17 protein-coding genes are annotated in these 11,976 nt (G+C 69.2%); 9 read left to right on the top strand and 8 right to left on the bottom strand.

Features of this window, described 5'->3' with window-relative positions; all coding sequences use genetic code 11:
- Nucleotides 1-30: 30 nt before the first annotated feature.
- The 4 genes from BMY61_RS15160 to BMY61_RS46185 all read right to left on the bottom strand — a co-directional run bounded on the left by BMY61_RS15160 (nt 31) and on the right by BMY61_RS46185 (nt 1,591).
- On the bottom strand, nt 31-204 hold the full coding sequence (locus BMY61_RS15160; protein ID WP_042444889.1) for a hypothetical protein: 174 nt from the start codon (nt 202-204) through the stop codon (nt 31-33).
- A gap of 191 nt (nt 205-395) precedes the next feature.
- Nucleotides 396-743: a hypothetical protein gene (locus BMY61_RS15155; protein WP_042444890.1), complete on the bottom strand. Its 348-nt coding sequence runs from the start codon at nt 741-743 to the stop codon at nt 396-398.
- A 67-nt stretch (nt 744-810) separates the two neighbouring features.
- Nucleotides 811-984, bottom strand: coding sequence for a CsbD family protein (locus tag BMY61_RS15150; RefSeq protein ID WP_075003915.1), 174 nt, complete (start codon nt 982-984; stop codon nt 811-813).
- Between the two features lie 82 nt (nt 985-1,066).
- Nucleotides 1,067-1,591, bottom strand: coding sequence for a hypothetical protein (locus BMY61_RS46185; protein ID WP_063773212.1), 525 nt, complete (start codon nt 1,589-1,591; stop codon nt 1,067-1,069).
- A 146-nt stretch (nt 1,592-1,737) separates the two neighbouring features.
- Between BMY61_RS46185 and BMY61_RS15140 the strand changes: the two genes are divergently transcribed.
- The 5 genes from BMY61_RS15140 to BMY61_RS15120 all read left to right on the top strand — a co-directional run bounded on the left by BMY61_RS15140 (nt 1,738) and on the right by BMY61_RS15120 (nt 5,061).
- The gene (locus BMY61_RS15140) at nt 1,738-2,442 is read left to right on the top strand and encodes a TetR/AcrR family transcriptional regulator C-terminal domain-containing protein (RefSeq protein ID WP_042444891.1); all 705 of its coding nucleotides are present in this window, start codon (nt 1,738-1,740) and stop codon (nt 2,440-2,442) included.
- Between the two features lie 247 nt (nt 2,443-2,689).
- Complete coding sequence (locus BMY61_RS15135) at nt 2,690-3,094, top strand: STAS domain-containing protein (RefSeq protein WP_236655930.1); 405 nt, start codon at nt 2,690-2,692, stop codon at nt 3,092-3,094.
- Between the two features lie 101 nt (nt 3,095-3,195).
- On the top strand, nt 3,196-3,534 hold the full coding sequence (locus tag BMY61_RS15130) for a hypothetical protein (RefSeq protein WP_042444892.1): 339 nt from the start codon (nt 3,196-3,198) through the stop codon (nt 3,532-3,534).
- Nucleotides 3,535-3,601: 67 nt separating this feature from the next.
- Nucleotides 3,602-4,318, top strand: coding sequence for an ANTAR domain-containing protein (locus BMY61_RS15125; protein WP_052438515.1), 717 nt, complete (start codon nt 3,602-3,604; stop codon nt 4,316-4,318).
- Between the two features lie 5 nt (nt 4,319-4,323).
- The gene (locus tag BMY61_RS15120) at nt 4,324-5,061 is read left to right on the top strand and encodes a GAF domain-containing protein (protein ID WP_042444893.1); all 738 of its coding nucleotides are present in this window, start codon (nt 4,324-4,326) and stop codon (nt 5,059-5,061) included.
- A 323-nt stretch (nt 5,062-5,384) separates the two neighbouring features.
- Here the strand turns inward: BMY61_RS15120 and BMY61_RS15115 are convergent, their stop codons facing one another.
- The 3 genes from BMY61_RS15115 to tatA form a co-directional block, all read right to left on the bottom strand.
- Nucleotides 5,385-5,876: a carbonic anhydrase gene (locus BMY61_RS15115; RefSeq protein WP_042444894.1), complete on the bottom strand. Its 492-nt coding sequence runs from the start codon at nt 5,874-5,876 to the stop codon at nt 5,385-5,387.
- A gap of 138 nt (nt 5,877-6,014) precedes the next feature.
- Nucleotides 6,015-6,896 carry a twin-arginine translocase subunit TatC gene (tatC, locus tag BMY61_RS15110; RefSeq protein WP_052438516.1) on the bottom strand — a complete coding sequence of 294 codons (882 nt, stop codon included), beginning with the start codon at nt 6,894-6,896 and terminating at the stop codon, nt 6,015-6,017.
- A gap of 53 nt (nt 6,897-6,949) precedes the next feature.
- Nucleotides 6,950-7,252 (bottom strand): Sec-independent protein translocase subunit TatA, encoded by a 303-nt coding sequence (tatA, locus tag BMY61_RS15105; RefSeq protein WP_042444895.1) that lies wholly within the window; start codon nt 7,250-7,252, stop codon nt 6,950-6,952.
- 407 nt (nt 7,253-7,659) lie between these two features.
- Between tatA and BMY61_RS15100 the strand changes: the two genes are divergently transcribed.
- The 4 genes from BMY61_RS15100 (at nt 7,660) to BMY61_RS15085 (ending at nt 11,508) form a co-directional block, all read left to right on the top strand.
- Nucleotides 7,660-7,968 (top strand): hypothetical protein, encoded by a 309-nt coding sequence (locus tag BMY61_RS15100; protein WP_042444896.1) that lies wholly within the window; start codon nt 7,660-7,662, stop codon nt 7,966-7,968.
- A gap of 110 nt (nt 7,969-8,078) precedes the next feature.
- A complete protein-coding gene (locus BMY61_RS15095) occupies nt 8,079-9,476 on the top strand; it encodes a DUF4331 domain-containing protein (protein ID WP_075003914.1) in 1,398 nt (465 codons plus the stop codon).
- 115 nt (nt 9,477-9,591) lie between these two features.
- Entirely contained in the window at nt 9,592-9,954 is a 363-nt protein-coding gene (locus tag BMY61_RS15090) for a hypothetical protein (protein WP_082014878.1), read from the top strand.
- A gap of 1,302 nt (nt 9,955-11,256) precedes the next feature.
- Complete coding sequence (locus BMY61_RS15085; RefSeq protein WP_042444897.1) at nt 11,257-11,508, top strand: hypothetical protein; 252 nt, start codon at nt 11,257-11,259, stop codon at nt 11,506-11,508.
- Nucleotides 11,509-11,560: 52 nt separating this feature from the next.
- Here the strand turns inward: BMY61_RS15085 and BMY61_RS15080 are convergent, their stop codons facing one another.
- Entirely contained in the window at nt 11,561-11,857 is a 297-nt protein-coding gene (locus tag BMY61_RS15080) for a DUF6225 family protein (protein WP_042444898.1), read from the bottom strand.
- Between the last annotated feature and the right edge of the window lie 119 nt (nt 11,858-11,976).

The following is an 11,976-nucleotide window of genomic DNA, read 5'->3' as shown; positions in this document are numbered from 1 at the left end:
GGGGCGGCCCGCGGGGCGGGCACGTGGCTGCTACCAGCGGTACCAGCGGCTACGACCGCCGGCACCTGCGCGCTCGCCGCGGAAGACGAAGCCGAGCAGCCACAGGGCCAGGACCACCAGCGCGATCCACCACAGCGCATGCAGGGCGAAGCCCGCACCGCCCAGGACCAGCGCCAAGAGCAGGACAACGATCAAGAGAACCATGAGTAACACCTCCTTCATCGGATCGGGGGCCCCGCAAGGCCGGCTTCGGACTCAGACGTTGCTGACCGGCCTTGGGGCCCGCCGGATTGTTCGGGCGGCCCCGGGCCGACGTCATAGGCGCTGCTCTGGGGCCTCGTCGCGAGGTCAGTGCCCCGGCGTCGCGTCGGGGCGGCGGCTGCGCCGCAGGTGGGTCAGCGGCCGTGGGATCCGTAGTAGGTGCCCAGGGTGGTGCGGTACTTGGCGTCGTTCCGGTGGAGCTCAGGGTCGTACTCGGGAGCGTTCTTGATCTCGTCCTTGGTGCGGTTGACGTGGATGGTCTCCTGGTCGGTCTCCACGACGGTGATGGTGCCGGCGGGCAGCATCACGTGCTTGCCGATCAGCCAAGGCTTGCAGTTGACGACGATGAACGCGGAGCCGACCTCGTCGGTGGCGTCGTCGACCTTGCCTACGTGGCCGTCGGTGGCCTCGACCTTGTAGCCGGTCAGGTCCGTGCCGGAGCTGTACTTCGAGGCGGGGCCGTAGCCCCAGATGTCGCTCATGTGCTGTTCCTTGGAGTCGTGGGCCCGAGTCCGGGCCCGGCGGCGAGTGTCAGGGCCGCCAGGGTGTTCAGTGCTTGAAGGCGTCCTTGACCTTGGCGCCGGCCTGCTTGGCGTCACCCTTGATCTGGTCGCCGCGGCCCTCGGCCTCCAGCGCCCGGTCGCCGGTGGCGCGGCCGACGGCCTTCTTGGCGCCGCCCTTGACCGCTTCGGCCTTGTGGGCGGCCTTCTTGGAAATGCTCATGGCTGTGCCTTTCGACTGGTGTGCGATGAGGTGGGCCGGCGGGCATCAAAGCCCATGCGAGGTAGGGCGTGTGCGCTGCGGCTCAACCGCGGCCCGCACGGTGCCCCATCCGGCGCCAGCGGGACTCGGGCTCGTCGAGGCCTGGTTCCCGCCCCGATTCCGGCTCGCCGGTGCGTGTACCCGGCGATCCGGTGCCGACACGTCGAATCGTGCGAAGGAGCCCGTCGCGCTGCTCTGCGGCCGCGTCGCGCTCCCGGTCGGCGGTCGCGGCCTCGGTTCGGGCAGCATCGCGCTGGTCGACGAGCACCGCGCGGTCCTTGTCCGCGACGGCCGTCTCGCGCCGGGCGTGCCGCAGTGCGCGACGGGCCTCCAGGCCGCGCCGGGAGGAGCGGCGGGCTCCGGTCAGGAGCAAGCCGAGGCCCAACATGCCAGCAGCGCCGACGATGACGCCGAACAGGAAGAGCGTGCCGGTGGATCCGGTCAGGTGGTGGCCGAACACCGAGAACGCCCCGTTGACGGCGTGCGCGCTACCGGTGTTGCCGAAGAATCCCGCCAGGGCCAGGACGGCCGCAGCGACGAGAATGACAAGTCCGAGGACAATGATCATGACGCGTTCCTCCCAAAAGGGATATACGCCGTAGACCTACAGTTAACGCCTCGACTAGACTGGTGTCTACACCGTAGGTCTACGGGAATGTGGTCGGGCCTTCAGCTCGAGCCGATGGCCTGGCCCTCGCGAGAGGTGGTGATGGCATGGACGCGACCTCAGCGGACTCCGCCCCCCGGGACGGCGAACCGCATCCAGGCGGCAAGCTCACCCGGGAGCGCATGCTGGCCTGCGCCCTGGAGATGGTCGACCGTGAGGGCATCGACAAACTGTCCATGCGTGGCCTGGCCCGCGCGCTCGGTCGCGACCCGATGAGCCTCTACCGCCACGCGGCGAACAAGGCCGACTTGCTCGACGGCGTCGCCGAGACGGTCCTGGCCGAACTCACCGTGGACCCGAACGACACCGACTGGGTTGCCCAACTGCGCGCAGTAGCCCGCCAGTTCCGCCGGATCGCACTCAGCCACCCGCACGTCGTACCGCTGCTGGTCACCCGCCCGCTGGCCACGCCGCTCGCGCTACGCCCCCGCGGCACCCTGCGCCCGCTTGAGGACATCCTCGCCCTGCTCACCCAGGCCGGGTTCAGTGGCGCCGACGCCCTGCACATCTACCGCGCCCTGTTCGGATTCCTCCACGGACACATCCTGAACGAGCTCCAGGAGATCGTCGAGAACCCCGAGGAGACCGACGACCTGCTGCGTCTCGGACTGCACCGCCTACCCATCCACGAGTTCCCGAACCTGCGCGGCCTCGCCTCCGTCCTCGCGTCCTACGACGGTGCCTCCGAGCTCGAACGCGGCCTGGACATCTTGCTCGCCGGACTCCCCACCGCCACTACTTCCGCGACATAGCAGGGTGCGGCACGGCCCGGTTGGAGGCCCAGCTCGGCGCTGCTGCATCCGCGATCTCCAGGGTGTAGCAGCCGGCCGCAGCGCGTCGTACAGTACGCAACAGAACACCTGTTTGCCGGGTCGGCGCCAACGGCCGAACGCTCTGGACGCGGTTGCCTCGACGCCCGGCCGCAGGCCGCTTCGCCGGCCACGCAGGGCTGCCCCGGACCCCGGCGGTCTCACAGAGGAGACACCCGAGGAGATCTGGATGTCCGCGGACAACATCGTGGCTCGACGCATGGTCGTCGACCACTGCCACAAGCCGAACCTGCCCCGAGCGGTGTCGGCGACCTGCACAGTAGAGCGGCACGATGGCGAAAGCAGTGCGCAAATCACCCTGAAGGGCGACATCGACCTGGAGTCCGCGCCACTGGTGCGGCAAGCACTGACGCGGTGCCTGCTCGACGGTGTGGGCGCCATCCATGTCGATCTCACCCACGTCGACTTCTGCGACTGCAGCGGCCTGAACGCATTCCTCCACGTTCACCACCTCGCCCGACAGGTCGGCGCAGCTGTCCACCTGCGCCACCCGGCCCCGGCGGTGGCGCGCCTGCTGGCCCTGACCGGAACCGAAGCCATCCTGCTCGCGCCACAGCGCGCAGGCCCGACGTAAAGCCGATACGAACCAAGCCAGGCACGCCCCCGGGCAGCCAGTCCTTCACGGTTACGGTGCCGGGATGCGGGTAGCCGCACGGCACGCGGAAGGAGGCCCCGATGTACTACTGCGAACTTCGCATCACAGAGGAAGCGGGCTATGACGCCCGCGTCATCGCCCCGGGCGCGCCCGAGAACCTGCCCGTCAGCGCGAAGGAACTGGCCCGCCAGCACCTCCTCGCAGAACTGCAGAGTCGGCAGTTCACCCAGGAACCGATGCCCCACCGCGTCGAGGTACGGATCTGGGAAGAGCGACCTGATGGCCATCCCGACGCCGCCGCCGTGTGGACCCTTGACGAAGAGAGCCTTTTCCGGCTCTCCTCTGTGCCCGCCACCGAGTCCGACCCAAGTGAGACGAGTCGGTCTGACCCGTCACTTGCCACCGCCCGCTCTCAGTGAATCGCTGCGCGTTGCAGTCCAACACACCCGCCCGCCACGTCTCGGGGCGTCTGGAACGAGGCGTCTCGTGATCAGTGACAGCATGGCCGAGGTTCTGCGTCTGCTCCAGCTCGACGACGGGTTCGACGCCGCGGCGGAAGTCGCCGTGCGGGCCGCTGAAACCCTGGGCGTGGACGGGCTGACGGTCTCCCTGGCAACCGGCGGCGAACAGGCGGAGCTGGTGTGGTGCACCGACGAGGCTGCCGGACAGTTCGAGGACCTGCAGTTCACCCTCGGCGAAGGCCCCGGACCCGATGCCGTGCGCGCGGGTGCGATGGTGCTGGTGCCGGACCTGGCGCAGGTCCGGGCGGGGCGCTGGCCGGCACTGACCACGGAGTCTGGGGCCCTGGCGGTCTGCGCGGTGTTCTGCTTCCCGATGGCGATCGGGGCAATCCGTGTCGGCGTGCTGACGGTCGTACGCCGGACCGTTGGGCCGTTGACCGACGCACAGATCGGTGACGCGCAGGTCCTGGCCCACGCCCTGACCGGGCGAGCGCTCGGCGCGACAGTCCTGGACCAGGACAAGGCCCCTCTCCTGCACGCCGTCGTGCACCAAGCCACCGGAATGGTCAGTGTCCAGCTCGACCTGCCCCTGCCCCAGGCCCTGCTCCGGCTGCGCGCCCACGCGTACAGCAGCGGCCGGCCACTCCTCGACATCTCCCGAGACGTGGTCGCACGGCGGCTGCGCCTGGACCTCAACGGCAACGGCGACGGAAACCCGTTGCCCGTCTCAGACAAGGACTGATCGCCATGGCCCGCGAGCAGCAACTCACCCAGGTCTTCGTGGAGGTCGCCGACTCCCTGATCGATGACTTCGACCTGATCGACTTCCTCCAGCGGCTGTCCGAACGCTGCGTGGAACTACTGGACGTGGCCGCGTGCGGGGTGCTGCTGGCCGACGAGCACGACGTGCTGCAGGTGCTGGCCGCTTCCGACGAGGACACCCGGCTGCTGGAACTCTTCGCCCTGCAGAACAACCAGGGCCCCTGCGTGGAGTGCTACCGCAGCGGCCAGCCGCGCACCAACATCAACCTCACAGACCCCGGCGTCGCCGAGGCGTGGCCGCAGTTCACCCCCGAAGCCCGTCAGTCCGGCTTCGTGTCCACCAACGCGATCCCGATGCGGCTGCGCGGGAAGGTGATCGGCGCCCTGGGCCTGTTCCAGACCATCGACCGCGATTTGAGCGAGGCCGACACCGCTTTGGCTCAGGCGCTGGCGGACGTGGCCACCATCGCGATCCTGCAGCAGCGCACCCTGGCTCACAGCGAGACCGAACGCAGCCAGCTCCAGTACGCGCTCACCAGCCGCATCGTCCTGGAACAGGTCAAGGGCATCCTCGCCGAACGCTGGCACGTCACCACCGACGAGGCGTTCGCCGCGTTCCGCGCCTACGCCCGCGCCCACCACCACCAGCTCTCTGTGCTGGCACGCCGGATCGCCGACGGCGAATTCGACACCGCCCAGATCCCCCGCACAGCCCATCACTGATCACGCCGGACCACGACGACGGAGCGGTGCGCCCTGGTGCCCGTCCCGAGGCTGGGTGTTCGGTGCGCTTTCAGGGGTGGCCGGATCGCCGTGTCCCGGGCGGGCGTGGTTCGCTCCTGTGGTCGCCAGGGACCGGCCCGTTGGCCGCCTCCAGCTCCAACCTGAGCGGCCTGCCCTACCTGTACCTGTCGGACTGCGACTCGTACTCGAGGACAGCCCGACCACCCTAACGGTCCGGACGCCGGCGCTACTGCGCAAGGGTGTTCTCGGCGCCAACGCGCAGTGCAAAGTCGTCCCCTGGCCGCGGGAACGCCGGACTCCCCTCAGGCTGCGGCGTCTGTCTCGGTATCAAGGCCGCGAACGGTGACCGGCTGAACGGCCCCGTCAGTCAGCCGGTAGGTGAGGCCGACCACCGCGGTACGGCCGACCGCGACCGCTTCGCTCAGCGCGCGAGAGCGGTCGAGCAACAGGTCGACCGAGCTGCGGACGTGGTCCGCTATGAAGTCGGCGTCCTTGGTGTGTCCAGCGGCACGGGACGCCAGAATGCTGGGAGTGACGCGCTCGATCACGTCACGCACGTAACCCTCGGCGGTCGCGCTGTCGGTAACGGCGGCGCGGGCGGCGGCGACTGCGCCGCAGGAGTCGTGGCCCAGGACCACGACCAGTGGGCAGCCCAGCACACTCACACCGTACTCAATGCTGCCGAGGACCTCGGGGCCCATGACGTGGCCGGCGGTGCGGACGACGAAGCGGTGGTTACCCGCTATCAGCATCTCGAACGCGTCTCGCGGAGTCGAAGTCTCAGCTTCAGTCATGCCCGTAGGCTGCCAAGCACACTCGCTACAGACGCTCCTCGCGGTACCCGCTTCATGGACGCTGGAGGAGCCGCCTCGAACCTGTTGCGGGTGCGAGTTGCCGTCCGTCCCTGCCGGCGCTGGTGCGCCCTCGGAGCCTCACGGGGTGTCATCCGGTTCGATGGAGCGCGGTGGAGGCAGTGGCGCGACTTCGTCGTCTGCGAGTGCCTCGTTGCGGGCGGCGTTGCGCTGGTCGTGGAGGGTGCAGATGCCGAGGGAGGCGAGGAAAAGAAGGCAGATGGGGACAGCGAGCACGGTCATGGTGAGCGGGTCGCCGGTGGGGACTGCGACAGCGGAAAAGACGAAGATCCCGAAGATGACGGGGCGCCACATCCGCCGCAGCCGGGCGGCGCTGATCGCGCGGATGTGGTTGAGGGCGACGATCAGGACCGGCAGTTCGAAGGAGAGTCCGAAGACCAGGACCATGCGCAGGAAGAAGTCGAGGAACTGGTCGCCTTCGATCATCAAGCCGAACGCGCTGGGGTTGAACGACGCGAGGATGTCCAGGCCCTTGGGGAACACCTCGTACGCGAGTGCGGCGCCGGCGAGGAACAGCGGAACGGCGGCGGCGACGAACGCGAGGCCGAAGCGCTTCTCGCGCCGGTACAGGCCAGGGGCAACGAACGCCCACAGCTGGTAGGACCAGACGGGGCTGGACAGAATCATGCCCGCCGCGAGAGCAATCTTGAAGCTGAAGCCGAGCGGGGCCAGGACGCCCTGCAGCACCAGGGCGCCGTTGGGGCAGCCGGAGGTTGGCGTCCCGACGCCGTGCACATGTTGGAGCAGGCACGCGGGCCGGGTGAGGGCGTTGGTGATGCGGTCACGCAGGATCCAGCCGGCGCCTGTGCCGACGAACAGAGCGACCATGGCCTTGATCAGGCGGGAGCGCAGCTCGGCGAGGTGTTCGCGCAGCGGCATCACCGCGTCCGGTGCATTGGCGGGCGTCTGGGCGTCGGGCCGGACTGGCGCGGTGGTGGTCACCAGTTCTCCGTTGGGTGAGCGGTGCGGGTGGGGCAGGTTGCCTCACCCCTGGGTCAGGCCGTATGCGCCTGCCGCTCCGGCGTGGCCTCTTCGTTGGCGTGGTGGGACACAGGCCCGTTGGGGCTGACCGGTGGCAAGGGGGCCGCGTGGACCGGGGCGGTGGTGGTGTCCGACCAGGGGCTGTCAGCGGCGGCTGGCTCGGTGGGGTCGTCCTCGCGCAGGGCTCGGGTCTCGGCCTTGAGGATGCGCAGGGACTTGCCCAGCGCGCGGGCGGAGTCAGGCAGGCGCTTGGCGCCGAACAGGACCAGCACCACCAGCGCGATGATGATGATCTCCAAGGCGCGGTTCTCCAGCATCGGGACCTCCGAGGTGAGCGCGGCTCAAGGGCAGGGTGAAGCATTCGGCCCAGGCTGGCTGCCTGACCGTGGTGTCGACCGTCGATGATGATTCGGTGCCGGGCGCCTGGCGGATGGGTCGCCCCGTCGCAACGAGGGGATTTCACTCGGTCGGTCCCGGCGCGGGCCTGTGAGCTGGGGTTTGACCGCTGAGGCGGAGGCCACCCGTACTCACCTTGAGCGACTGGTGCTTGACGCAGTGTCATGGCTGGAGCTTGACTGCGAGCCACCGTCGCCGTCCCGTCCGGGACTCACTCCTCGCCTCACCCAGCCGCCCCATTACGTGGAACGCGGCTGTCCCTTGTGCTGGCGGTCGGCGCGGAGCCCGGTGATCACGGCACCCCGTCTGATTCCTGGGAGGAATGCCCATGCCCGAAACCCTCGACACCAGCCCGTCGCCGATGACGCGGCGCGGCCTGATCAAGCACGCCGGCGTGGCCGGCGCCGCGACCTTCGCCGCCGGATTCGCCCTGAACGCGGGCCTGGCCGGCACCGCAGCAGCGACCGGAAGGAAGACCAAGGACCCCGAGCAGGGCACCGCAGCCTTGGCCGGTGAGCCGTTCATGGTGCACGTCGTGGACTCTCGTACCGGCGAGCTCGACATCTTCCACGGCCATCGCCACCACCGCGTCCGCGATCACAAGCTCGTCGCCCAGCTACTGCGCGCGGCCCGCTGACCCGGGCTCCTCGCCCCGGGAACCCCGGCCGGAACCGACGCCCTGAACGCGGTCCCGGCCGGGCCCCCGCTTCTCCCCGCCCTGTTTCCAACTCTTCGTGAGGTACTACCGTGTCGTCCCACCGTGAAGCCCCCGAGATCTCCAAGGACCCGGTCGCCGACAGCACCGACCTGTACGCGTTCGTCAGCCCCGACAAGCGCGACACCGTCACCCTGATCGCGAACTACATCCCGCTGCAGAACCCCGCGGGTGGGCCGAACTTCTACGAGTTCGGCGACGACGTCCTGTACGAGATCCACATCGACAACACCGGCGACGGTCGCGCGGACGTCAGCTACCAGTTCCGCTTCACCACCCACCTGCGCAACCACGACACGTTCCTTTACAACACCGGCCCGATCACCTCGCTGACCTCGACGGCCTGGAACCGCTTCCAGACCTACACCCTCACCCGCGTCGAGCACGGCCGCGAGACCGTCCTCGGCCGGGACCTGCTCTGCCCGCCGTGCAACATCGGCCCCCTGTCCACCCCCGACTACCCGGCCCTCGCCAGGGCCGCCGTACACGGCGTGGGACCGGGCCGGAAGGTGTTCGCCGGGCAGCGCGCCGAGGGCTTCTACGTCGACCTCGGCTCGATCTTCGACCTGGGTGACCTGCGCCCGTTCCAGCAGTACCAGGTGTTCGCGAAGCAACACGGCCTGCCCAACCAGGACGGAGTGAACGCCACCAAGCAGCTCAACGTCCACAGCCTCGCGCTGCAGGTCCCCATCCGCGAGCTGACCCAGGGCGGCTGGAACGGCAGCGACGTCAACGACTCCCGCGCCACCATCGGCGTGTGGACCTCCGCGAGTCGCCGCGCCGCCCGCGTGATCGAGCCCGGCCGCGGCGGCCAGTCCGAGTCCGGCCCCTTCGTTCAGATCTCCCGGCTGGGCAACCCGCTGTTCAACGAGGTCATCGTGCCGATGGCCCGCAAGGACGAGTGGAACGCCCTCCCGCCCGCGGAGGACAAGCGCTTCGCCTCCTACGTCGCCAAGCCCGAGCTCGCCGGGCTGCTCCCGGTCCTCTACCCCGGCGTGTTCCCGAACCTCGCCACGCTCGACGCGTCCGGCAAGCCGCGCGCGGACCTCCTCGCGATCCTGCTCACCGGTATCCCCAAGGGCATCGTCCCCGGCTTCCAGAACTTCACCGGCACCACCGAGGCCGACATGCTGCGCCTCAACATCGCGATCCCGCCCACCCCCACGGCCAGCGTCAACATCCTCGGCCTGGTCGCCGGCGACGCGGCCGGATTCCCCAACGGGCGCCGCGTCTTCGACGACGTCGTCACCGTCGAGATCCGCGCCGTTGCCGGCCTGACCTACCACCTGGTCGACAACTCCTACACCCCGGACACCGCCGCCGGCCAGGTCACCGACGGACTGGACAACCACTCGCCCGAGAACCCGTACTTGGACACCTTCCCCTACCTCGGGGTCCCGTACGACGGCTACCACCACCCCGCTTCCTGACCCGACCACCCCTTCCGGCCCTACCCACGCCGGATGCGAGCTCCGGTGCCCCACTCGTGGCCGTGCCCCACCGCGGGGCACCGGAGACCCTCACTCTGCGGCAAGGAGCCAGCCCATGCCCCGTGTCACCACCCCCGACCATCACACCCAGGACCCGCACCAGCACGAGCACCTGCCCCTTCCGGTGCCCTCACACAAGGGCAGCGTGGTCCTGGACATCGGCGCCGGCAACGGAGCGCTGGTCATCCACGCGAACGCGGTCGACGACGGCCTGGAGATCCACATCAGCCCGGCCGGACGGGACGAGCAGCGCACGCACGCCGCCGTGCGGCCACGACACCTCCCCGACCGCACCCTGTTCGCCGCCGTCATCACCCCCCTGCCCGCCGGTTCTTACACCGTCTGGCACCAACACGGCGCCCGACACGGAACCACTGTGATCAACGACGGTCAGGTCAGCGACTACCAGTGGACCTGAGCCGCGCATCGACCCGGTCCTCCATAGCCGGGCCGATGCGCGGACCCGGGCAGATCGCGGACCGGCTCACCAGGGTGCACCGCCTGCCGTCAGGAACCGATGCCTACCTGGTGCCCCTGTGCGAAAGCGGGCAGGAGCCCGGTGCGTTCCAATCCACCGCACACCCGCAACCAGCGCGTCAGCGCGTCCTTCCTCGGCGCGCACGGACAACCGCCTCTCGGCGTCGCCCTCCTCCTGGCCGCCGTTCGCGGAACGGCGCGGACTGTCCAACTACGCCGTGCCGCACAGCGGTCTGCCCCCGCGGGCGGAAGCACCCTTGCGGGTCAAGCCAGCACGCGGGACCCCACTCGCATGAGTGAGCAGTCGTCACCAAGAGAACCAGGGCGGCTACATTCGGTGCGTGTTCACCTCGGCGTCGGCCCCATCAAACCCCTCGTATGCACGTCTGGTCGACCAGGTGGCCGCGGGTGACCAGGTAGCCTTCGCCGCCCTGTACGACCTTCTCGCCCCCTATCTGTGGGCCTGTGCGCGGGCGGCAACGAAAGACGAGCGGAAGGCCTGGCAGCTGGCCACGGATGTGTTCGAAGAGCTGTGGGTGAGATCCCCCCGTCTCGCGACCGGACCGGGATGTCCGCTCGCTCGGATCCTCGAGGCAGCCCATGACGCCCTCCGCGCCGCCGCACCGCCCGGTGCGGACGAGCTTCCGAGATGAGCGTCCGCTCAGCGTCGTTTCGGCGCATGAAGTGCCCGATGGCTTGGCGCCCACGGTGTCGGCGACGGACGGGGGGCTCGTCGTCCCCGTGAGGGCTGTTCAGACGCCGCAGATCCGCGCGCACGATCGTCGTCGCCGGTGCGGCACCGAGTGCCGACTGCGCAGGTCACGAAAGATGCCAGCTCGGCCTTTCAGGGTGCCTGCGGGCGGCAGTCGGACCCGGAAAAGGCCTGTCCATGTCGGAGGAGCTCGGTAGCCTGATGTGCATGGAATGCTTCGCCTCCTGGCGGATCCGCCCCTGAGGGCTCACTCGCGGCCCACTTATGCCGCGAGCGAGCCCGTCGATGCCTGTTTCTTCGGTTGTCGACTCCTCGGCGAGAGGCGCATTCCATGATCATTCGCAGCTTCGAGCTGCGTGACCTTCCGCGGCTGACCGAGATCACTAACCTCGGAATGATCTCGACCAGCCCCGCACCGGGTGCAGGCGAGGAGTATGCGCGAACTTGCGGGCCCTCGCTACCAGGGAGACTGCCGTCGCCGTACCGCGGGCTCGAGATGCGTGCCTCCTGGCCGCATCTGATCCTGAGGTCATGGAGAAGTTCCGAGGCTTCAATGTGAGCAATGTGCGCGGCGACGGTGTTGTCGTCGAGGTGTACGAGGCCGATCTGGATGCGGGCGCCGGTTCGAAGAAGCCCGTGGCTGAGCGTGTGGCGCTCACGTGGGCTGATCTCGCAGCGCTGGGGGCGGAGTACGACGTTCCTGTGGAGTACTGGGCGATCGCCGACGACGCGATGGAGCTCCTCGGCCCCGAGCCGGAGCAGGCACCCGGCGACTCCGCCTGACCACCTGGCCCAGCCTGGCTCGCTGGCGCGGGGCCTCGCGCTGCTGGGGTGGTCAGTCCGTGCTGTTGATCCGCCGGACGTAGGTGTCGGAGGGGTAGTCGGTGATGAGGATCAGAACGTCGTCGACTTCGCCGATGAGGGTCTCGAAATTCGGGTCCGCTTTAGAGGTTCCGGTGATGACGTAGCGGGCATCGCGCTCGTCGTCGGGACCGCGGCTGGTGAGCTCCTGCGGGACAGCAATCCGGACCGGGACGTCGTCGGGCAGGTCGGCGAGTGCGGCTCGCAGCTCGCCGACGGTCCATTCCGGGACCGTGTGCTCGTACCGCTCATAGTCGTCAAGGTTCGTCACCTGGCGAGCGTATCGGAGCCGTCACCGCGCTGGATGGTGATCCAATACCGGGCATCCGAGGTCGTGCGGGGTCTGTCCGCCGTGGGCGCGGCAGCGCGCGCAGGCCGGCCGATCCATGC

Origin of the sequence: Streptacidiphilus jiangxiensis, assembly GCF_900109465.1 — a bacterium.
In the GTDB taxonomy this organism is placed as follows: Bacteria; Actinomycetota; Actinomycetes; order Streptomycetales; family Streptomycetaceae; genus Streptacidiphilus; species Streptacidiphilus jiangxiensis.
Note: the sequence above shows the minus strand (reverse complement) of the source record. Positions and strands in the feature narration are given on the sequence as shown.